This is a genomic window from Providencia huaxiensis (assembly GCF_002843235.3).
Lineage (GTDB): Bacteria > Pseudomonadota > Gammaproteobacteria > Enterobacterales > Enterobacteriaceae > Providencia > Providencia huaxiensis.
The window spans coordinates 3,842,646-3,864,737 of record NZ_CP031123.2; the positions used below are offsets into that span (position 1 = coordinate 3,842,646).

The 22,092-nt window shown below is 41.3% G+C and carries 20 protein-coding genes, 2 tRNA genes and 1 rRNA gene; 10 read left to right on the forward strand and 13 right to left on the reverse strand.

Features of this window, described 5'->3' with window-relative positions; all coding sequences use genetic code 11:
- Nucleotides 1-7 precede the first annotated feature (7 nt).
- From atpH to asnC, 9 genes are all read right to left on the reverse strand, one after another.
- On the reverse strand, nucleotides 8-541 hold the full coding sequence (gene atpH / locus CYG50_RS19550) for a F0F1 ATP synthase subunit delta (RefSeq protein ID WP_102140423.1): 534 nt from the start codon (nucleotides 539-541) through the stop codon (nucleotides 8-10).
- Between the two features lie 12 nt (nucleotides 542-553).
- On the reverse strand, nucleotides 554-1,024 hold the full coding sequence (gene atpF / locus CYG50_RS19555; protein WP_004906301.1) for a F0F1 ATP synthase subunit B: 471 nt from the start codon (nucleotides 1,022-1,024) through the stop codon (nucleotides 554-556).
- Nucleotides 1,025-1,082: 58 nt separating this feature from the next.
- Nucleotides 1,083-1,322 (reverse strand): F0F1 ATP synthase subunit C, encoded by a 240-nt coding sequence (gene atpE, locus CYG50_RS19560; RefSeq protein WP_004093904.1) that lies wholly within the window; start codon nucleotides 1,320-1,322, stop codon nucleotides 1,083-1,085.
- Between the two features lie 48 nt (nucleotides 1,323-1,370).
- A complete protein-coding gene (atpB, locus tag CYG50_RS19565) occupies nucleotides 1,371-2,189 on the reverse strand; it encodes a F0F1 ATP synthase subunit A (RefSeq protein WP_042846803.1) in 819 nt (272 codons plus the stop codon).
- A 33-nt stretch (nucleotides 2,190-2,222) separates the two neighbouring features.
- Nucleotides 2,223-2,600: a F0F1 ATP synthase subunit I gene (atpI, locus tag CYG50_RS19570; protein WP_102140424.1), complete on the reverse strand. Its 378-nt coding sequence runs from the start codon at nucleotides 2,598-2,600 to the stop codon at nucleotides 2,223-2,225.
- A 598-nt stretch (nucleotides 2,601-3,198) separates the two neighbouring features.
- A complete protein-coding gene (rsmG, locus tag CYG50_RS19575; RefSeq protein WP_102140425.1) occupies nucleotides 3,199-3,819 on the reverse strand; it encodes a 16S rRNA (guanine(527)-N(7))-methyltransferase RsmG in 621 nt (206 codons plus the stop codon).
- A gap of 1 nt (nucleotide 3,820) precedes the next feature.
- Nucleotides 3,821-5,710 carry a tRNA uridine-5-carboxymethylaminomethyl(34) synthesis enzyme MnmG gene (gene mnmG / locus CYG50_RS19580; RefSeq protein WP_102140426.1) on the reverse strand — a complete coding sequence of 630 codons (1,890 nt, stop codon included), beginning with the start codon at nucleotides 5,708-5,710 and terminating at the stop codon, nucleotides 3,821-3,823.
- Nucleotides 5,711-6,087: 377 nt separating this feature from the next.
- A complete protein-coding gene (gene mioC / locus CYG50_RS19585; RefSeq protein WP_102140427.1) occupies nucleotides 6,088-6,528 on the reverse strand; it encodes an FMN-binding protein MioC in 441 nt (146 codons plus the stop codon).
- Nucleotides 6,529-6,619: 91 nt separating this feature from the next.
- A complete protein-coding gene (asnC, locus tag CYG50_RS19590; protein ID WP_102140428.1) occupies nucleotides 6,620-7,081 on the reverse strand; it encodes a transcriptional regulator AsnC in 462 nt (153 codons plus the stop codon).
- A gap of 161 nt (nucleotides 7,082-7,242) precedes the next feature.
- On the opposite strand from asnC, the gene asnA reads away from it, so the two are divergent.
- Nucleotides 7,243-8,235: an aspartate--ammonia ligase gene (asnA, locus tag CYG50_RS19595; RefSeq protein ID WP_102140429.1), complete on the forward strand. Its 993-nt coding sequence runs from the start codon at nucleotides 7,243-7,245 to the stop codon at nucleotides 8,233-8,235.
- Here asnA and viaA read toward each other — a convergent pair whose 3' ends face one another.
- Both viaA and ravA read right to left on the reverse strand, forming a co-directional pair.
- Nucleotides 8,236-9,693: an ATPase RavA stimulator ViaA gene (viaA, locus tag CYG50_RS19600; RefSeq protein WP_102140430.1), complete on the reverse strand. Its 1,458-nt coding sequence runs from the start codon at nucleotides 9,691-9,693 to the stop codon at nucleotides 8,236-8,238.
- A gap of 2 nt (nucleotides 9,694-9,695) precedes the next feature.
- Nucleotides 9,696-11,213 (reverse strand): ATPase RavA, encoded by a 1,518-nt coding sequence (gene ravA / locus CYG50_RS19605; protein ID WP_102140431.1) that lies wholly within the window; start codon nucleotides 11,211-11,213, stop codon nucleotides 9,696-9,698.
- 281 nt (nucleotides 11,214-11,494) lie between these two features.
- On the opposite strand from ravA, the gene rbsD reads away from it, so the two are divergent.
- The 6 genes from rbsD to rbsR all read left to right on the forward strand — a co-directional run bounded on the left by rbsD (nucleotide 11,495) and on the right by rbsR (nucleotide 17,317).
- On the forward strand, nucleotides 11,495-11,914 hold the full coding sequence (gene rbsD / locus CYG50_RS19610) for a D-ribose pyranase (protein ID WP_102140432.1): 420 nt from the start codon (nucleotides 11,495-11,497) through the stop codon (nucleotides 11,912-11,914).
- Nucleotides 11,915-11,921: 7 nt separating this feature from the next.
- Nucleotides 11,922-13,436 (forward strand): ribose ABC transporter ATP-binding protein RbsA, encoded by a 1,515-nt coding sequence (rbsA, locus tag CYG50_RS19615; RefSeq protein WP_102140433.1) that lies wholly within the window; start codon nucleotides 11,922-11,924, stop codon nucleotides 13,434-13,436.
- Nucleotides 13,433-14,395 carry a ribose ABC transporter permease gene (rbsC, locus tag CYG50_RS19620; protein WP_102140434.1) on the forward strand — a complete coding sequence of 321 codons (963 nt, stop codon included), beginning with the start codon at nucleotides 13,433-13,435 and terminating at the stop codon, nucleotides 14,393-14,395. The genes rbsA and rbsC overlap by 4 nt, the downstream gene beginning before the upstream one ends.
- 18 nt (nucleotides 14,396-14,413) lie before the next feature.
- Nucleotides 14,414-15,304 (forward strand): ribose ABC transporter substrate-binding protein RbsB, encoded by an 891-nt coding sequence (gene rbsB, locus CYG50_RS19625; RefSeq protein WP_102140435.1) that lies wholly within the window; start codon nucleotides 14,414-14,416, stop codon nucleotides 15,302-15,304.
- Nucleotides 15,305-15,382: 78 nt separating this feature from the next.
- The gene (gene rbsK, locus CYG50_RS19630; RefSeq protein WP_102140436.1) at nucleotides 15,383-16,312 is read left to right on the forward strand and encodes a ribokinase; all 930 of its coding nucleotides are present in this window, start codon (nucleotides 15,383-15,385) and stop codon (nucleotides 16,310-16,312) included.
- Nucleotides 16,313-16,315: 3 nt separating this feature from the next.
- Nucleotides 16,316-17,317 (forward strand): ribose operon transcriptional repressor RbsR, encoded by a 1,002-nt coding sequence (gene rbsR, locus CYG50_RS19635; protein ID WP_166268174.1) that lies wholly within the window; start codon nucleotides 16,316-16,318, stop codon nucleotides 17,315-17,317.
- Here the strand turns inward: rbsR and mdtD are convergent.
- Both mdtD and CYG50_RS19645 read right to left on the reverse strand, forming a co-directional pair.
- On the reverse strand, nucleotides 17,314-18,717 hold the full coding sequence (gene mdtD, locus CYG50_RS19640; RefSeq protein ID WP_102140437.1) for a multidrug transporter subunit MdtD: 1,404 nt from the start codon (nucleotides 18,715-18,717) through the stop codon (nucleotides 17,314-17,316). The two genes, rbsR and mdtD, sit on opposite strands and share 4 nt — an antisense overlap.
- A 48-nt stretch (nucleotides 18,718-18,765) precedes the next feature.
- Nucleotides 18,766-19,464 carry a FadR/GntR family transcriptional regulator gene (locus CYG50_RS19645; RefSeq protein ID WP_102140438.1) on the reverse strand — a complete coding sequence of 233 codons (699 nt, stop codon included), beginning with the start codon at nucleotides 19,462-19,464 and terminating at the stop codon, nucleotides 18,766-18,768.
- A 533-nt stretch (nucleotides 19,465-19,997) separates the two neighbouring features.
- On the opposite strand from CYG50_RS19645, the gene CYG50_RS19650 reads away from it, so the two are divergent.
- The 3 genes from CYG50_RS19650 to CYG50_RS19660 all read left to right on the forward strand — a co-directional run bounded on the left by CYG50_RS19650 (nucleotide 19,998) and on the right by CYG50_RS19660 (nucleotide 21,893).
- Nucleotides 19,998-21,537, forward strand: a 16S ribosomal RNA gene (locus CYG50_RS19650).
- Between the two features lie 65 nt (nucleotides 21,538-21,602).
- A tRNA-Ile gene (locus CYG50_RS19655) sits at nucleotides 21,603-21,679 on the forward strand.
- Between the two features lie 138 nt (nucleotides 21,680-21,817).
- Nucleotides 21,818-21,893, forward strand: a tRNA-Ala gene (locus CYG50_RS19660).
- The last annotated feature ends 199 nt before the right edge of the window (nucleotides 21,894-22,092 follow it).

Here is a 22,092-nt window from a genome sequence, read left to right on the forward strand (position 1 = left end):
AGTCCCCTTAAGACTGCAAGACGTCAGTTAAACGCTCTAAGCGACCGCGGATACTCCCGTCGATGACGAGGTCTCCAGCACGAATGATCACTCCAGCAATAACAGACTTATCAATTTTGCAATTCAGCTTAACTTTGCGTGACAGACGTTTTTCCATCGCTGCAGAAATTTTAGCTGACTGCTGTTCACTCAGTTCGTTAGCGGATAAAACATCAACTTCAATGGTTGATTCCAGAGAATCGCGCAATTGGATAAACTGCGTTAAAACTTCTGGTAGCGTCGTTAAACGCCCGTTATCTGCCATAACACGAATCAGATTCTGAACATGCTCGTCAATTTCATCTCCACAAACAGAGATAAACGTTTTAGCTAATGTTTCTGGTGCAATAGAACCAGAAAGCAGCTCACCAACCTGCTCATTGCGCGTCACCTCAGAGGTGAAGGCCAGCATTTCCTGCCATTTAGCAACAGCTTGGTTTTCCACAGCAAAGTCAAAAGCTGCTTTGGCGTAGGGGCGAGCTACAGTAGCAATTTCAGACATGCCCCTCCCTCCTTACAGTTCAGCGACTAGTTTATCAACGATGTCGCTGTTAGCAGCTTCATCCACGGAACGTTCGATGATCTTCTCGGCACCTGCGATAGCAAGCATCGCAACCTGTTTACGTAACTCTTCACGTGCACGTTTACGCTCAGCATCAATTTCAGCTTGCGCTTGTGCGACGATTTTTGCACGTTCTGCTTCTGCTTCTGCTTTTGCTTCATCAATCATTTGAACGCGTTGTTTATTCGCTTGTTCAATGATGACTTGAGCTTCAGCTTTCGCTTTTTTCAGTCGGTCGGTTGCGTCGGTTTGCGCCAGTTCCAGGTTCTTTTTAGCACGTTCTGCGGAAGATAAACCGTCAGCAATTTCTTTTTGACGTTTTTCAATGGCCGCCATAATCGGTGGCCATACATACTTCATACAGAACCAAACAAACAGGACAAACGCGATAGCCTGGCCGAGGATTGTTGCATTTAGATTCACAGACAATACCTCATATTCATTAGTGAATTAATGTTCTTACAGTGTTCCGTAACGTTAATTAGGCAACAGCGAACATTACATACAAGCCCAGACCAACAGCAATCATCGGAATAGCATCGACCAGACCCATTACGATAAAGAACTGTGTACGCAGCAGAGGAATTAAATCTGGCTGACGAGCAGCACCTTCTAAAAATTTACCACCTAGGATGCCGATACCGATCGCAGCACCGATCGCCGCTAAGCCCATCATCACAGCGGCAGCCATGTACAGCAGATCCATACTCAGGTTTTCCATGACAGTCTCCAGTTTGTTTCAGTTAATACAATTATTGATAAAATTAAATTAGTGTTCTTCAGATGCCATCGACAGATAAACAACTGTTAGAACCATAAAAATAAAGGCTTGTAGCGTAATAATCAGTATGTGGAAGATAGCCCAAGGTAGGCTTAACAACCACTGTGACCACCACGGAAGCAGAGCCGCGATAAGAATAAAGATCAATTCACCTGCATACATGTTACCAAACAGTCGCAGACCGAGTGATACAGGTTTTGACAGCAGGCTTACCCCTTCAAGAATCAAGTTGACTGGAATGAAGACAGGATGGTTAAAAGGCTGCATTGTGAGCTCTTTTGTAAATCCGCCAATTCCTTTCATTTTGATGCTGTAGAAGAGGATTAGGATAAACACACCAATAGCCATCGATAATGTGACACTAACATCTGCGGTTGGTACTGCACGTAATGCAGGTAACCCGAGATAATGTTCAGCAATATACGGAAGGAAATCAATTGGTAGTAAATCCATCAGGTTCATTAAGAATACCCAGACGAACACTGTTAATGCTAAAGGAGCAATAACTTTGCTCTTACCGTGATACATATCACGGACTGAGTTATCAACGAAACCAATGATCAGTTCTATTGCAGTCTGTAACTTACCGGGTACGCCACTAGTCGCATTGGCTGCAACTCTTCTAAATAGCCACAGGAACAGAGCCCCGAGAACTACTGAGAAAAAAAGCGAGTCAATGTTCAACGTCCAAAATGTTGGACTAGCGTGGGGATCGACCAACTTAAAGGTACTCAGGTCCAACTGAAGGTTTCTCAGATGGTGGCCTATGTAATCCTCTGTAGTCATCACTTCTCCTGATGCAGACATGATGCCTCTTACCCTTTTGTAGTTTAAAAATACTTACCGTTTAAAAACGGCTGGTGCAACAATCTGAACAATTAGCACCGCTAAATAGGTCAAACCCAGTGGTGTTAATGACGCTTTGAACACACCGAAAGCAACAACTAAGACAGTGATAGTTGTAACAACCTTTAGCCCTGCTCCTAATGCTAAGAACCAGGCAATGCGGACAGGTTCATCCTCTCCTTTTGCTTTCTGAAATTGTGATAGCAGCATAAATACGATATTTGGTAACCAGCATGCTAACCCACCAGCAAGAGCAGAGGCCCCCCATTCTATACTATTTGCACAGAAAGCCCCACTGAGGATCACAAAAGTTATCAACTGAACAGACAACTGCTTTACAGCATGCTTGTTGTCATAAAGGGATACAGACATAACTTTTGTTTACTCCCAGCTCTTCTCAGCCTCAGAAACGCTAAGTGTTGTATAAAACTGCCTTTGCGTAAATGTGTCAAGAGACAAAAACGTGCAAATTATACGGGCAGGCGAAATGAATTCAATCAGTAAGTAGCGAAAAGGTGAATAAATATTTAATTTTTTCGAGTTAGCGCAGAATTGTCGCTGTAATATTTAATAAATAGTTAATGAATTGCTGCATACATTCATATAAATGTGACATATATCACATTTAACTTTATTCACTTTATTTATTACTTCAATTTTATTCATAACAAAAAATAGATTTAACCAGTAAATCAAATAATTAAAGAAATTAATTCCTAAGCTAAATTTTGAAAGAGTAAATCCAATATTTTTCGATTCACTATTTTTTTGCTAAATCGATTAAGTAAAAATCATCAATTAGCCAGTATTTTTCTTTCAATGCCTTATTTTTGCAACTTATTCGTTATTGCCGTGTAAATACCACGTAAAATATATATTTTTATTATTTGATGGCGAATAAAAATAGCTGGCCGTTTGTAAACGTCCAGCTATCGCTCTAAATGATAAAATTATTTGATAGAAAGCAACTTTATTTCATCGAAATTTTAACTAAATGACGTTGCTCATCAAGTTCGGGCACTTCAAGTTCCGTGATCGATTCAATCATAAACTCGTCTGGTAGCGCCATTTCATCATCACGAATGACACCTTTGAGTGCATAAAAACGCCCTTCTGCTGAAGGTAAATGATGGCACCAACTCAACATGTCATTCAACGAAGCAAATGCGCGGCTAATCACACCATCAAAGCTTTTTTCCACTGGAAACTCTTCAACGCGTGATTGAACAGGCTCAATATTAGTCAGCCCTAACTCATGTTGAACCTGTTTTAAAAAGCGTACACGCTTCCCTAAGCTGTCCAATAGAACAAAATGGGAATCAGGCCGAACAATCGCTAAAGGCACGCCGGGTAAACCAGGGCCCGTCCCAACATCAATAAAACGTTGCCCGATGAGTTGACCGTTCACCACTATGCTATCCATGATATGGCGGATTAACATCTGTTGTGGGTCACGTACCGATGTCAGGTTATAGGCTTTGTTCCATTTCGCTAATAACCCAACATAGTCAATGAGTTGCTGTTTTTGCTTTTCCGTTAAGTTGATATCGGTTTTTACTAGCAATTGATTCAGTTTTGATAATAAATCCATGTTAAGCGCTCCGGCGTAGCATGCCTTGCTTTTTCAACCAAACAAGTAAAATAGAGATTGCAGCAGGCGTGATCCCTGAAATTCGTGATGCTTGACCAATAGATGTCGGTTTATGGTCGTTCAGTTTCGCCATTACCTCGTTAGACAACCCTTTAACTTGTTTGTAATCGAGGTCAACAGGCAACAACGTATTTTCATTACGCAGTTGTCTTTCGATTTCTTCTTTTTGGCGGGCAATATAACCTTCGTATTTAACTTGAATTTCCACTTGATCCGCGGCTTGAGGATCATCAATAGCTGGAGCAAAAAGGTTGAGTGAGGTTAACATTTTATACGTCATTTCCGGGCGACGTAGTAAATCTTCCCCATTGGCTTCTTTCGATAATGGAACGGTTAAAATTCCATCTATTTCTGTATGGTTATCTGATTTTGGATGAACCCAGATATCTTTTAAGCGTTGGCGCTCTTTTTCAATCAATTCGACTTTGTTATTAAAATGAGCCCAGCGAACGTCATCAACTAAACCTAACTCTCGGCCTTTTTCTGTTAGACGTAAATCCGCATTGTCTTCACGAAGCATCAAACGGTATTCTGCACGCGAGGTAAACATACGGTAAGGTTCTTTTGTCCCTAAAGTACAAAGATCGTCAACGAGAACACCGATATAAGCTTGGTCACGACGAGGGAACCAACCTTCTAAACCAAAGGCATGTTGTGCCGCATTAAGGCCTGCTAATAGGCCTTGAGCTCCAGCTTCTTCATAACCTGTAGTGCCGTTAATTTGGCCAGCAAAGAATAATCCATCAATAAATTTACTTTCAAGCGTCTGTTTTAGATCTCTAGGGTCAAAGAAATCATATTCAATGGCATAGCCAGGACGAATGATCCTCGCATTTTCCATTCCTTTCATGGAATGAACAATTTGCATTTGGACATCAAATGGCAAGCTGGTGGATATCCCGTTAGGGTAAATTTCATTGCTGGTTAGGCCTTCAGGTTCTAGGAAGATCTGATGTGAGTCTTTATCAGCAAAACGCATGACTTTATCTTCGATCGAAGGGCAGTAACGTGGGCCGATCCCTTCAATCACGCCTGCGTACATAGGGCTGCGATCCAGATTATTTCTGATCACTTCATGCGTTTTTTCATTGGTATAGGTGATATGACAAGGCATCTGTTGTGGATGTTGATCTTGTGAACCTAAAAATGAAAATACGGGCATTGGGTCGTCACCTAGCTGTTGAGCTAACTGACTGAAATCAATGGTTCTTGCATCAATACGTGGTGGCGTTCCTGTTTTTAAACGATTAACACGTAAAGGTAATTCTCTCAAACGTTGAGAAAGTGAAATTGAAGGAGGATCTCCTGCACGACCACCACTGTAATTTTCTAAACCAATGTGAATTTTGCCATCAAGGAAAGTACCAACGGTTAATACCACCGCTTTGGCTTTAAATTTTAAGCCCATGCGGGTAATAGCCCCTGTGACCCTATTGTTTTCAACAATTAAGTCTTCTACAGGTTGTTGGAAAATCATTAAGTTAGGCTGGTTTTCTAAAGCCATTCTGACAGCTTGGCGATAAAGAACACGGTCAGCTTGTGCTCGAGTCGCACGAACTGCAGGCCCTTTGCTGGCATTTAATGTTCTAAATTGAATACCTGCTTTGTCTGTTGCTGTGGCCATCAAGCCACCTAGCGCATCAATTTCTCTAACCAGATGTCCCTTACCGATCCCACCGATGGCTGGGTTGCAAGACATCTGGCCCAATGTATCAATATTGTGAGTCAGTAATAGGGTTTGACGCCCCATACGTGCAGCTGCCATTGCTGCTTCAGTACCGGCATGACCACCACCAATTACGATGACGTCAAATTGCTCTGGATAAAACATGTGTGGACCTTAAACGTTAGAAAATGCGGATTGTGCATTTGAGGAGAGAATTCTACTCAAGTTTGAGGAAGAGACCAAGCTTTAGGTTTCTCCCTTATATAATATTAAGATCTTTTTATTTAAAGATCTCTTTATTAGATCTTTTATTAGGATCACGGGGTTCTGTGGATAAGTGGATTTTCACTTTAAAGATCATAAAAGTGTAAAGGATCATATACTGTGAATGATCCGTGATCCGTTTGCGTATAAGCTGGGATCAAAAAGGGTACTTATACACAGGCCTTGTCAGCCTTAAAACTTATACTCTGGATAACTACGGGTTAATACCGGGATCTTCCCTGAGTTATCCACAGTTGATTGCTGTTATTTTAATCAAACTAGAGTTCGTTTGCCCAAATTTTAACCCATTCACCCGCGGGATCTTCCGGTATTTCGTGTTGTTGGACATCAATTTCCAAACATTCACCGATCCTTTTAGCCCCTTGCTTGATTAATAAAGCATCTATTTTGTGGATCGCTCCACAGAAAGTGTCATATTCAGAGCTGCCGATCCCTACAGAACCAAATTGAACTTGGCTTAGATCAGGAGCGCTTTCTTCTATTGAATCAAAAAGAGGTTGAATATTTTCAGGAAGATCACCTGCACCATGTGTTGAGCTCACCACCAGCCATATGCCTTCAAGTGTTAAGTCATCAAGCTTTGGGCCATGTTGAATTTCAGTTTCATGACCGAGTTCTTCTAAAATCTCTGCCATGTGCTCGGCAACATACTCCGCACTGCCCATTGTACTGCCACTTATTAAGGTTACTTTTGTCATGGTGATTCTCTTTCACAATAATAGGGCGCTATTGTACGCTGTGAATGAGCTGGGATCTACCTGTGGATAATGTGGTTATATCATTTTTTTTCTACGGATTGATTGTTCGTAAGATCGGGTTTTGTAAGGAGATCAGTGTTTCTGTGGATTGTATCTCATCAATGGTCTGAATTTTGTTGATAAGTACGTCTTGTAAAGAATCAATAGAACGGCACATCACTTTAATAAAAATGCTGTATTGCCCTGTTGTGTAGTACACCTCGACAACTTCTTCTAAGGCGTCTAATTTTTTTAGTGCGGTTGGGTAATCTTTTGCACTTTTTAAAATAATGCCAATAAAGCAACAAACATCGAAGCCTAATTGTTTTGGGTTTATATCAATACGTGTGCCTTTAATAATCCCTGCTTGCTTCATTTTTTCGACACGGACATGAATTGTCCCGGGGCTAACAGCAAATTTTTTAGCTAATTCAGCATACGGTGTACGTGCATTTCTCATTAATTCGTGAAGTATGTCACGATCGAGATTATCGATTTGATAATTTTCCGGCATTATTTCACCTCTATTTTAACGATTATTCATTTTTATACCTGTTTTTTTATTTAAAATAAACAATAAAGGCTTTTTTTAATGATGGATATTGAATTTATACCTCATTTTGTTGCTTAATCTATACATCAGCTAACACAGCTAACAAATTATGGGAATAAATTATGGACAAGTCATTTATCGAACATCAGCAACAAATTAGTTTTGTGAAATCGTATTTCTCACGTTTACTTGAAAAAGAATTAGGGTTGATTGAAGTTCAAGGGCCAATCCTAAGCCGTTTAGGGGATGGTACTCAAGACAACTTATCTGGCAGCGAAAAAGCCGTTCAAGTAAAAGTGAAATCAATTCCAGGTGCAACCTTTGAAGTGGTTCATTCTTTGGCTAAATGGAAACGTAAAACATTAGGTCGTTTCGGTTTTAGTGAAGGCCAAGGTCTATACACGCATATGAAAGCGTTGCGTCCTGACGAGGATCGCTTAACCCCAATCCATTCCGTCTATGTTGATCAGTGGGATTGGGAAAAAGTGATGGCAGATGAGGAACGTACACTTCCTTATCTGAAGCAGACAGTGGGTAAAATCTATAAGGCAATAAAAGAAACAGAAGCTGCCGTAAGTAAAGAATTTGGGTTGGCACCGTTCCTGCCAGACCAAATCCACTTTATTCACAGTGAAGAGTTGTTACAGCGCTACCCTGATTTAGATGCGAAAGGGCGTGAACGTGCAATCGCAAAAGAACTAGGCGCAGTATTCTTAATTGGTATCGGTGGTAAGCTATCTAGCGGTGAATCACATGATGTTCGCGCGCCTGACTACGACGACTGGACAACAAAAAATGAAGACGGTTTTTGTGGTTTGAACGGCGACATCATTGTGTGGAACCCTATTTTACAGGACGCATTTGAGCTCTCTTCAATGGGAATTCGTGTAAGCCCTGAGTGTTTGACTCGCCAATTAGGCTTAACCGGTGATGAAAAACGTATGGAATTAGAGTGGCACCAAGCGTTAGTAAAAGGTGAAATGCCACAAACTATCGGTGGTGGCATTGGCCAATCACGCTTAGTCATGCTACTTCTTCAACGCCAGCACATTGGCCAAGTACAATGCGGTGTTTGGGGTGCTGAAATGCAAGAATCTGTTGAAGGTATGCTGTAATTAGCGACTAAAGCGGCGTAACAGCCTGCTTTTTAACCCAGTATCAAAACGCCAAATATGGTCAAAGATTTTCATGATGCTGGGTTTCCCATAATTTGATACAGATACCGCATGGAAGCGGTATTTACCTTTCTTCTGCATAGTCTTAATTTTTTGAATCAATTCATCAGGTAAACGCTGAGCAACAAAATCAGAAATCACCACGGCATCTGCATCAATCCACTGTTTTGATTCCAATTTTACTGCGGTTTCTTGTAAACAAGCTGCCAAGTCAGTCCCACCTTTAAATGTTTGATGTAAAAAACGAATACATTGCTCTAGGCCATCAATAGAAAGTAAATCGTAATGCACAATTTCTGTGGAAAATAACATCACATGGCATGAGCGGTTATCTGCCAGCGCAATTTTCATTAATGCAAGGCAAAAGGCTTTGGCGCAGCGTTCATTTAAACCGCCCATCGAACCCGATGTATCAATACATATAACAAATGGCCCTCTTGGCTGCTCTTCATCATGGTGATGGGTAATAGGGCGCAGAACTTTTCTTTCTTGCCAGCTATCCCCTTGTAATCGGTAGGTTAGAAGCTGTTTTTCGAGTAATTTTCGATAAAATTCAAATTCAATATCTTCAAGGCCTAACATGGCGAGTTCTGCAGGTAATAACCGTAAAATATCATCACTTTGATTTAAACCGTTGACTTGCTCAGGTACTATTTCGGGTACCTTTTCCATGATTGTCATGGGCTCAAGAAAAACACTATCGTCAGGAATCGATTGAGCAGATTGGCTACGGCCTAATAATTGCGCTATTTTTTCTAATTCAGGCTGCTGACGTAAAAAATCACTGTATCGGCTTAATAATTGGTCATTATAAGCGGAAGTCATGTTTACACCTTTGGTTAAGTCCCATAGCCGGCCTGCAGCTCGCTCATTTTCGCCTAAGATATCCTCTAAATTGCCACTTAACGCTAATCGGCGTTGTAACTCCGCCAGCAATTGTTCTTTTTCTTGCTCTAACAGTTCTTTATGAAGAGTTGTCACTTGTAAAATTAAACTAACTCGCCATCTTTGAACAAATAATGACTGCCTTGCGCTGTGGTTTTCTATTTTTCCACTTTGTAGCTGATGTGCCTCACGATAAAACGGGGAATCCAGCTGCTGAAGTTTTGCTATAACCCCCGGTAATTGGTTAAAAAAGGCATCTGTCGAAATACCAAGGGATTGACGATAAAGTTCAAATTCTTCTGAAAGTTGTGCGGGAACAAGCGCATCTTGCATACGCTGTTTGAGATCCTTTTTCCAACCCGATAAATCTTTGAGTAAAGCTTTTTTTAATCGAGGGTGTTTTTCAAAAAACACCGCTAATTGAGGGGTTGCCAGTAAAGATATAATGATCTCTTCAATTAATTGGCCTTCATTAACCGAAAGCAACATTTCTAATGTGGCTAAACTCATCATCGTTATTCGGCCACTTTACCCGTGATTTGGTTACGTAATTGGTTTAGCTTTTCTGTTAGTTTCATGAAGCTTTGTTCAATATCTGCAAGCCAGTGCGGTTCAATAAATAAGTTGGGCTGTTGTTTTTCAAACTGATAACGCGCGGTTTGAATCTCTTCTTGAATTTTATCCAGCTTGTCTAGCCACTCTTGGTTATTTGTATTTGGCACTAGCGACGAAGCTTTATCTTGAATATATAAAGTAGATGATTGATGGCTTACATCTAATAACTGTATCTGGTTTAAATTATTCACCTCAGCGGCAATTTCTTGTGCAAAGCCAATCCCATTTAGGTGGGCGGATAGTGTTGTTCCTTTATTTAAGAAGGTTATCAGGGATTTTTTATCGGTTGTTACAAAAGTGACTTTCATATTATGTAGTTGCAGTGGGCGATGTAAAAATAGAGTAATTCGACCGTCACCGATATTTTCGGGTAATACATAGGACGCTTTACGAGCAAACATCGCATTGTTTTTATTAACTTTAAATGCATCTTGGTTATTTTGGTCTTGGGTCGATGACATCCATTGCTGATAAGTTTGCTCTATTTCGCGGGTTAACTTTCGCTGTTGCCAGCCATCTTCTTGTAATAATGACTGCAATAGTTTCGGTAACGTATTCATCGACTGCATGTCATGCCAAAGGCAATCTTTTAATAACACAAGATCTAGAGGAGATACGCTATTGCGCCCATTAAAGAAAGCACTTGCTTGTAATAAATAAACTGCTTTTTTCCAACGCCTATCAGAAACATAAAGCTGCTTTTCTGTTGCATCTAATTGTTGGCGTAATTGGTAAATAAGTTCAAAACAGTGATCGGGTAGCGTAATTTTAGGAATTTCTTGTTGCCATTGTTGGTACTCTTCATCACTGATTTTTAAATGCTCTGGCATTTGAGATTCATTCAGCGATGATTTTCCGGTTAATAGCGCGCGAAAATTTTGTTTCTCTTGCACTTTATCCAACCAAATACGCACTAACATTCGGTCGAATAGGGCTTCAAGGCTATTATCTGCATCGGGTAATTCATTTGATGCCGTTACCAATAACCGCATAGGGATGGATTTTTCTTCATCACCATTACGGAATTTGCGCTCATTTACCGCTGTTAATAAGGTATTTAAAATGGCAGGGCCTGCTTTCCATATCTCATCTAAAAATACCACTTCAGCGTCAGGTAAATAACCTTTGGTTAATCGTTCATATCGTCCTTCATCTTTTAGTGCTTGTATTGAAAGAGGACCAAAGATCTCTTCAGGCGTTGAAAATCGCGTCATTAAGTATTCAAAAGCATTTGCATGGCGAAAAGCATATTTCATTCTTCGTGCAATTAAGCTTTTGGCAATACCTGGAGGGCCTAATAGAAATACGCTTTCACCGCTTAATGTGGCGAGTAAGCACAAACGAATAGCTTGTTGGCGTTCATATAAACCGCTTTCAAGGTAATTGCTTAATTGGGCTATTCGTTCAGCAAGCTGCATATTCATTCCTTTTATTAATAGAGGCGTTGATATCAAAACTATCAATTTCTTTTATTACATACTGCGACCTATTTTTCCATTTTTCTTTGATATGCCCCAAGAAATAAGAAAAAACGATTCAGCTATAAGTGATTCAATAAGTTATTGTTTTTTAGCTTTTCTAATGAGAACGAAACGTTTCGATATTGATCACAAATATTAACCATCAATATTGAGTTGTGACTTATCTTTACTATTATTACATGAGCGAAACGTTTCGCTTACTAGAATGGCGGTGAAAAATGAAAAAGGGTATTTTACTTAATGCCAACGTTACCTCGGTAATTGCAAAGTTAGGTCATACAGACCAAATAACGCTTGCTGATGCAGGTTTACCTATTTATCAAGGAACGGAGCGTATTGATTTAGCAATTACGCAAGGCTTACCCGATTTCATGTCAGTTTTAAGTGTCATCACCCAAGAGATGCAAGTCGAAAAAGCCATTCTAGCTGAGGAAATCAGTACCATTAACCCACAAATGGAAGCCGCTATTTTGGCTCACTTACAACAGTTAGAAGTTACTCAAAATAATACGATTGAAATTATTTATTGCAGCCATGAACGCTTTAAACAATTGACTCATGACAGTAAAGCGGTGATCCGCACCGGAGAATGTTCACCGTTCGCTAACATTATTCTTTGTTCTGGTGTGACTTTCTGAGGTGATTATGCAACCTTTATTAGAACTTATCGGGATCGATAAATCATTTCCAGGGGTAAAAGCCCTCAGTGGGGCGACATTAAATGTCTACCCAGGAAAAGTCATGGCGCTGGTGGGGGAAAATGGGGCAGGCAAGTCAACCATGATGAAAGTGCTGACGGGTATTTATAAAAAAGATGCTGGTCAAATCCGCTATTTAGGTAAAGAAGTTGCATTTAATGGCCCTAAAAGCTCCCAAGAAGCAGGAATAGGGATTATCCACCAAGAACTCAATTTGATACCTGAATTAACTATTGCAGAGAATATTTTTCTAGGTCGAGAGTATGTGAATGCGTTTGGTAAAATTGACTGGAAAAAAATGTTCAGTGAGTCGGACAAACTGCTTAAACGGCTTAACCTTGATTATGATAGCCATCAAACTATTGCAGAGCTTTCTATTGGCGAACAACAAATGGTCGAAATCGCCAAAGTTCTGAGCTTTCAATCACAAGTGATTATCATGGATGAACCCACCGATGCACTAACAGACACGGAAACAGAGTCCCTATTTAGAGTTATCGAAGACTTAAAAGCTCAAGGCTGTGGCATTGTTTATATTTCCCATCGTTTAAAAGAAATTTTTGAAATTTGCGACGATGTGACCGTATTCCGTGATGGCCAGTTTATTGGTGAGAAACCTGTGAGTGAGTTGGAAGAAGAAAAACTCATTGAAATGATGGTTGGTCGTAAGCTTGAAGACCAGTACCCGAGGGTCGAGGTAGAAACCGGAAACATTAGGCTGCAGCTTGAAGGGGTATCTGGACCTGGTGTAACAAATGCCAATTTCACCCTGAAGAGTGGGGAAATTTTAGGTGTATCTGGCTTGATGGGCGCGGGGCGTACAGAGTTGATGAAAATCATCTACGGCGCGGCGACAAAAAAATCAGGCACGATAAAACTGGAAGGCAAAGCCGTAACACTGAAAACACCACAAGATGGCTTAAACAGTGGCATTGTTTATATTTCAGAAGACCGTAAACGAGATGGATTAGTATTAGGCATGTCAGTGAAAGAAAATATGTCATTGACAGCATTACGTTATTTCAGTCGTGCAGGGGGAAGCCTCAAGCATAGTGAAGAACAGCAAACCGTTAGCGATTTCATTCGGTTATTCAATATTAAAACCCCGTCTATGGACCAAATAATTGGCAACCTTTCAGGTGGAAACCAGCAAAAAGTGGCCATTGCGCGCGGTTTGATGACAAGACCAAAAGTACTGATCCTCGATGAGCCAACTCGTGGCGTAGACGTTGGTGCTAAAAAAGAAATCTATCAACTAATTAACCAATTTAAAAAAGAAGGGCTGAGTATCATTTTAGTTTCTTCAGAAATGCCTGAAGTAATAGGAATGAGTGACCGCATTTTGGTGATGCACGAAGGTCATATCAGCGGCGAATTTTCAGCCAAAGACGCGACTCAGGAAGCCTTAATGGCTGCCGCAGTGGGTAAAAATTATGGCTCAGTTCAGGAGTTATCAGTATGAGTTCAACTACCGCATCATCAAAACGCTGGTTCAGCAAAGCATGGCTGATGGAGCAAAAATCATTAATCGCACTCTTAGTTTTGATTGCCATCGTATCAACATTAAGCCCGAATTTTTTTACGGTTAATAACCTATTCAATATCTTACAACAAACCTCCGTCAACGCCATTATGGCCGTTGGGATGACGCTAGTTATCTTAACCTCGGGTATTGATCTCTCTGTTGGGTCCTTATTGGCCTTAACGGGCGCGGTTGCAGCTTCCATGGTCGGGGCGGAAGTTAATGCGCTAGTGGCTGTTGCGGGGGCATTAGCACTCGGTGCCGCGATCGGTGCATGCACCGGGGTGATTGTTGCAAAAGGAAAAGTCCAAGCTTTCATTGCGACTTTAGTCATGATGCTACTATTGCGTGGTGTGACACGAGTTTATACAGACGGTAGCCCTATCAATACAGGGTTTAGTGATAACGCAGACTTATTTGGCTGGTTTGGTATTGGCCGCCCATTTGGTATTCCTACCCCAGTCTGGTTAATGATTATCGTGTTTGCAGCTGCATGGTATATGTTGCACCATACTCGCCTTGGTCGTTACATCTACGCACTTGGTGGGAATGAAGCGGCTACCCGTCTTTCTGGTATTAATGTCGATCGCATTAAAATAGTGGTTTATGCCTTATGTGGAATGCTAGCAGCATTGGCGAGTGTCATTGAAGTTGCACGTTTATCATCGGCTCAGCCAATGGCAGGTAATGGTTATGAACTTGATGCTATCGCTGCGGTTGTACTTGGTGGTACCAGTCTTGCTGGTGGTAAGGGGCGTATAGTCGGAACATTGATTGGTGCGCTTATCCTTGGTTTTTTAAACAATGGATTAAACTTATTAGGTATTTCGTCAAACTACCAGATGATTGTTAAAGCTGTCGTCATCTTACTTGCTGTACTTGTTGATAATAAAAAGTAACCCTACAGGAAAATTATTATGAAACTGAACAAACTAGCAACGTTATTATCTGCAGTTGCACTGAGTGCAACTGTTAGTGTCAATGCGATGGCGAAAGATAGTATTGCACTCGTCATTTCTACATTGAATAACCCATTCTTTGTGACAATGAAAGATAGCGCACAAAAAGAAGCGGATAAATTGGGTTATGAACTGATTGTTTTAGATTCTCAAGACAACCCAGCCAAAGAGTTAGCAAACGTACAAGATTTAACCGTTCGCGGTACAAAATTAATGTTAATTAACCCAACGGATTCAGATGCGGTGGGCAACTCAATATTAATGGCTAATAAAGCCAATATACCTGTCATCACTTTAGATAGAGCGGCTAATAAAGGTGAAGTTGTCAGTCATGTGGCATCCGACAACCGTATGGGCGGGAAAATGGCTGCTGACTATATAGCACAAAAAACAGGCAATGAAGCTAAAGTGATTCAATTAGAAGGTATTTCAGGTACATCAGCAGCACGTGAGCGCGGTGAAGGCTTTAATACCGGAGCGAAAGAGCACAAATTCAATTTACTGGCGAGCCAACCCGCTGATTTCGATAGAACAAAAGGCTTGAACGTAATGCAAAACTTGTTAACGGCACACCCTGCTGTTCAAGCGGTATTTGCACAAAATGATGAAATGGCATTAGGTGCGTTAAGAGCTTTACAAACCGCAGGCCGTACTGATGTTCTGGTTGTTGGCTTTGATGGAACAAATGATGGTATTAAAGCCGTTGAAGGCGGAAAATTAGGTGCAACTATTGCACAGCGCCCAGACCAAATTGGGATTGTTGGTGTACAGATTGCAGATAAAGTCTTAAAAGGCGAGAAAGTGGATCCAACGGTTCCGGTTGAATTGGAATTAGTGGTTAAACAATAAGATAAAAACCGCCATGGCGCACTGTGGCGGTTTATTTAATTTGCGATCCATTGGGTCATAAAAAAGGAAATAAACGTTATGGGTATAGCTAAGCTGGTGGTTCTCGGTAGTATCAATGCGGATCATATATTAAATGTTAAGCATTTCCCTCAGCCGGGTGAAACTGTTAGAGGCGATCATTACCAAGTTGCATTTGGCGGGAAAGGAGCCAACCAAGCTGTTGCAGCAGGTCGCAGTGGTGCTGACATAACGTTTATTGCTTGTGTTGGTGATGATGATATTGGGGCGAGTATAAAAAAACAGTTATTTCTCGATAATATTAAAACCGAATGTATTGATGCCATTGAAGGTGAAACGACAGGTGTTGCTCTTATTTATGTGAACCAACAAGGGGAAAATACAATTGGTATCAATGCAGGTGCAAATGCGCGACTTACCAAAGAAAGATTAGCTCAATATCAGCAAAAAATTGTGGAAGCTGATGCGCTATTGATGCAACTGGAATCCCCTATTGAAACAGTACAAATGGCTGCTGAAATAGCGAAGAGAAACAATACGAAAGTCATTTTGAACCCTGCACCGGCTCAATCATTACCAGATTCATTATTATCACTAGTTGATATCATCACGCCAAATGAAACAGAAGCTGAACACCTAACGGGTATTGCTGTTAATGATAATCAAGGTGCTCAGGATGCGGCTGAAGCTTTACATCAAAAAGGTATCAGTAAAGTGATGATAACACTCGGCTCTCGAGGCGTTTGGTATAGTGAAAAAGGTAGTGAAGGCAAAATAATTTCTGCATTTCGCGTAAAAGCAGTGGATACTATTGCCGCAGGTGATACATTCAATGGGGCTTACGTTACAGCACTGCTTGAAGGTAAAGCTGACGAAGAAGCGATTATTTTTGCTCATGCAGCGGCGGCGATAGCTGTGACTCGCCCGGGAGCTCAACCCTCAGTTCCATGGCGTAAAGAAATTGACCAGTTTTTGACTCAACAGGATTAACTTGTGGCAACAATGAAAGATGTGGCACGCCTTGCAGGGGTGTCGACGTCCACCGTCTCTCACGTTATTAACCAAAATCGCTATGTCAGCGAGAGCATTACCATACGCGTTAAAAATGCGATTGAAGAGCTAAATTATGCACCTTCTGCTTTAGCGCGTAGTTTGAAGATGAATCGTACGAATACAATTGGGATGTTACTGACAACAAGTAATAACCCATTTTACGCAGAGGTAGTGCGGGGTGTAGAACGTAGTTGCTACGAACGTGGTTATAGTTTGATTTTGTGCAACACTGAAGGTGACCTTCAGCGAATGAATCATAGTTTAGAAACCTTGCTACAAAAACGTGTTGATGGGCTACTGATTATGTGCACAGAAGTACAGGGGCCATCAAAAAATGTTTTGGCTCGTTACCCTGCTGTGCCAACAGTTATGATGGATTGGTCACCTTTTGAGTCGGAAGGCGATATCATTCAAGATAACTCTTTTCTTGGTGGAGAAATAGCCACTCGTTACCTTATCGAAGCTGGTTTCTCTCGTATTGCATGTATTGCAGGGCCACAAGATAAATCACCAGCAAGAGCGCGTCATCAAGGTTTTATTCAAGCCATGACAGATGGCGGCATTAATATTTATGATGACTATATCATTTTCAGTGATTTTGAATTTGCTGGTGGGTTTGAGTCAATGAATAAATTGCTTAGCTTACCAACCCCTCCCGAGGCCATTTTTGCAGGTAATGATGCGATGGCGGTAGGCGCTTATCAAGCGATATACCAAAAGGGTTTGAAAGTGCCTGATGATATTTCAATCATTGGTTATGATGATATCGATCTTTCGCCTTATATGATCCCGCCATTAACAACAATTCATCAGCCAAAAGATAAGTTAGGCCAACAGGCTGTTGACCAACTTATTTATCGTATGGATAACCCAGAGGCAAATGCGAGTGTTTTGGTTCTTACCCCTGAGTTAATTGAACGTCAATCGGTTAAAAAATATTAATTCTTCGCTTTTTTGGTTTTATTTTTTATTAAATTATCACCGTCTGTCTTACTTAATAATAAGAAGACAAAAGCCGAGATAAGCGTAATGACGCCAACGGTAATAAAGGTGTAATGGAAATTATCGACCGTATTGCTATTAGGTTGTCCACCATAGAAGTTTAAGATTGCAGCACTGACTGCGATACCGAAGCTTATCGATAGCTGCTGAGTCACAGCTAACATACTATTTCCCGCACTTGCATTATTGTCTGTTAAATCAGCCAGGCAAATAGTATTCATTGCGGTAAATTGTACAGACATCACCATTCCTAAAATAAATAAAGGTACAACTAACAGATAAATCGACATACTTGGTGATTGTAAGGAAAACTGTGCGATCATTAATCCTATAATAATGGTGATGACAAATAATGTATTACGGTAGCCATATTTAGTTAGGATCCGAGTAACCCCTGATTTAGCAGTGATTGAACCTATTGCTAGTGGTGCCATCATCATTCCCGCCACAACGGCTTCGTAGCCGAAACCTACTTGCAGCATTAATGGCATTAAAAATGGAATACTGCCTGTTCCTAAGCGTGTTGCGATATTACCGCTGATCCCAATAGAAAAAGTGCGAGTTTTAAATAAATTCAAGGGGATTATTGCATGCTTAGTACGTCTTGCATGGAAAATATAAACAAATAAGAAAAGAAAGCCGACTAAAACAATAGTGACTGGAATCGATGTTGAAAGAGACTTATCACTGAATAAGTCTAGGCTGACAGATAGCATGACTAAACCAGAACCAAACAATAAGAACCCTAAAGTATCAAATTTACGTTTTGGCATTTTAAAGTCTGGCATATGTTTTAACGCATAAAAGATACCTAAAACACCAATAGGAATATTAATAATAAATATCCAATGCCAAGTTGCATAGGTGACTAATATACCACCTAACAGAGGTCCCAATATTGGGCCAACTAAACCAGGAATGGTGACAAAATTTAATATTGGTAGTAATTCACTTCGAGGGTAAGCCCTTATTAAGGCTAAACGAGCAACTGGCATCATCATTGCCCCACCAATACCTTGAATAACCCTAGAGGTCACTAAAAAGTTTAAAGAAGGCGAAAGGGCACAAAGTAATGAACCAAAAGAAAACAAGGAAACCGCTAAAATGAATATACGTCTTGTACCAAATCTATCTGCAAACCAGCCACTAACAGGGATCAATAGAGCAACAGTAAGCGTATAACTGACTACGGCGGATTGCATCGCAAGCGGCGAGTGATCAAGGCTTTTTGCAATATCGGGTAAAGCCGTATTCAAAATGGTGGCATCGAGCGCTTGCATGAAAAAGGCCATTGCTGCAATCCATGGAAGGCCTGACATATTTTTAGCTGTTTTGAACATCAGTTACCTATACAAGTAAATTAAAGCTTCAATTGGAGTATTGTTTTGTTAGTCTTGCTTTTGGGTAATTGTTAATAAGTTATAGCAAAGGTCGAGTGCTATTGTACTTTTACCATGAATAATTGCATTGGCAAGTTGTTGATGAATTTCGACCTCTATAACCTCATTATCAGTGATGACATCAAAGTAACGCTGATAAATAGAACGGAATAAATTAGCAAAAGAAATTAGGAAGGGATTGGCACAAGCTTTGTAAATAGTTAAATGGAAATGGTAATCAACTTTCACCCAATGCGCCCTGTCAAATTCTTTGGCGAGTAACTGCATTTCACTTGCTAATAATTGTAATGATTGTTTTTGTTCTTTTGTTGCATGTATAGCCGCAAGATAACAAGCTTGAGGTTCTATTGCGAGTCGAACCATTTTAAAGTGTTCCATCACGACCGATTGCTCTTCACTATTGGACCACCATGTTAAGAGATCTTGGTCTAAAAAATTCCAATTTGAGGGTGGCATAACACGGGTACCTATTTTGGGGCGTGCTAATACCATTCCTTTTGCCGCTAATATTTTTATTGCTTCTCTTATCGCTGTTCGACTTGCTTGGAATTGTTCTGATAATTCTAATTCGCTAGGTAAAGTGGAATCAGGTAAATAGGTGCTGGTTAAAATCAGCTGGCCAAGATTTTCTGCAATAATATAAGAACGATTTTTTTGTGAGGCGGTTTGTTGCTTACTTAATTCCATAATTCATCTCAAAGCATAATTCTTAGATACATATATTACGTGAGTAGGTGCGCAATTGCTGCTGAAATAGTCAATATATAGACCGAATTTAACTTATAAATACCTTTTTGGCTAAAAAAAACACGAACAAAATAAAAATTCAAAAAAACACTTGCGAGAATTTTTCGACTCCCTATAATGCGCATCCGTTGTCACGACAAACCGGTTAGAAGAAAACTTCATAACCCAGTGATAACAGAGGTGAGAAAGAAAAAAGTTGAAAATAAACGCTTGACTTTCTAAATAAAAAACGTAATATACGACACCTCGCGACAACGACCTTGAAGTCAAAAATCAAAAGATTTAGTCGCAACGCTCTTTAACAATTTATCAGACAATCTGTGTGGGCACTCACAGGACACTATCAAAAAAATATTTGATTTTAAGTCTTGAAGAGTGACTAACACGTTAATTCATATATATGAACTAATAGGTAATTTGGTTTCTTCGGAAATCAAACGACAGTAAACATTCTTTGAGCATCAAGCTACTTTTAATTGAAGAGTTTGATCATGGCTCAGATTGAACGCTGGCGGCAGGCCTAACACATGCAAGTCGAGCGGTAACAGGGGAAGCTTGCTTCTCGCTGACGAGCGGCGGACGGGTGAGTAATGTATGGGGATCTGCCCGATAGAGGGGGATAACTACTGGAAACGGTAGCTAATACCGCATAATCTCTTAGGAGCAAAGCAGGGGAACTTCGGTCCTTGCGCTATCGGATGAACCCATATGGGATTAGCTAGTTGGTGAGGTAATGGCTCACCAAGGCGACGATCTCTAGCTGGTCTGAGAGGATGATCAGCCACACTGGGACTGAGACACGGCCCAGACTCCTACGGGAGGCAGCAGTGGGGAATATTGCACAATGGGCGCAAGCCTGATGCAGCCATGCCGCGTGTATGAAGAAGGCCCTAGGGTTGTAAAGTACTTTCAGTCGGGAGGAAGGCGTTGATGCTAATATCATCAACGATTGACGTTACCGACAGAAGAAGCACCGGCTAACTCCGTGCCAGCAGCCGCGGTAATACGGAGGGTGCAAGCGTTAATCGGAATTACTGGGCGTAAAGCGCACGCAGGCGGTTGATTAAGTTAGATGTGAAATCCCCGGGCTTAACCTGGGAATGGCATCTAAGACTGGTCAGCTAGAGTCTTGTAGAGGGGGGTAGAATTCCATGTGTAGCGGTGAAATGCGTAGAGATGTGGAGGAATACCGGTGGCGAAGGCGGCCCCCTGGACAAAGACTGACGCTCAGGTGCGAAAGCGTGGGGAGCAAACAGGATTAGATACCCTGGTAGTCCACGCTGTAAACGATGTCGATTTGAAGGTTGTTCCCTAGAGGAGTGGCTTTCGGAGCTAACGCGTTAAATCGACCGCCTGGGGAGTACGGCCGCAAGGTTAAAACTCAAATGAATTGACGGGGGCCCGCACAAGCGGTGGAGCATGTGGTTTAATTCGATGCAACGCGAAGAACCTTACCTACTCTTGACATCCAGAGAACTTAGCAGAGATGCTTTGGTGCCTTCGGGAACTCTGAGACAGGTGCTGCATGGCTGTCGTCAGCTCGTGTTGTGAAATGTTGGGTTAAGTCCCGCAACGAGCGCAACCCTTATCCTTTGTTGCCAGCGATTCGGTCGGGAACTCAAAGGAGACTGCCGGTGATAAACCGGAGGAAGGTGGGGATGACGTCAAGTCATCATGGCCCTTACGAGTAGGGCTACACACGTGCTACAATGGCGTATACAAAGAGAAGCGACCTCGCGAGAGCAAGCGGAACTCATAAAGTACGTCGTAGTCCGGATTGGAGTCTGCAACTCGACTCCATGAAGTCGGAATCGCTAGTAATCGTAGATCAGAATGCTACGGTGAATACGTTCCCGGGCCTTGTACACACCGCCCGTCACACCATGGGAGTGGGTTGCAAAAGAAGTAGGTAGCTTAACCTTCGGGAGGGCGCTTACCACTTTGTGATTCATGACTGGGGTGAAGTCGTAACAAGGTAACCGTAGGGGAACCTGCGGTTGGATCACCTCCTTACCATTGAAGTGTTTTTGTGAAGTGCTCACACAGATTGTCTGATGAAATAGAGTAGCGGTATCGATAGGCTTGTAGCTCAGGTGGTTAGAGCGCACCCCTGATAAGGGTGAGGTCGGTGGTTCAAGTCCACTCAGGCCTACCACTTTTCTCTTATGTTGCGTTATGGCTCAGCTCGTTTACCCAAAAGTAAACTTCGCTAATCCACGCCTTGCCTAAGAAAAAAGACCTCGAATAAGAAAATCTTATAAAGAGATTCATCGATACCGAAAAATACCTTTATGGGGCTATAGCTCAGCTGGGAGAGCGCCTGCCTTGCACGCAGGAGGTCAGCGGTTCGATCCCGCTTAGCTCCACCATAAATTTTTCTGATTATTCAGAATAGATTAGTCAACTAGTCTATTGCGAATAATTATGCTCTTTAACAATCTGGAACAAGCTGAAAATTGAAAACAACGCACATTGTTTATCGCTTAAACAATGTGAGAGTCTCTCAAAAATCTCAACTTGAAGATGTCGTCAACAGACAGAAGCCGTCGGGTTTTGTGTCGAGTGACA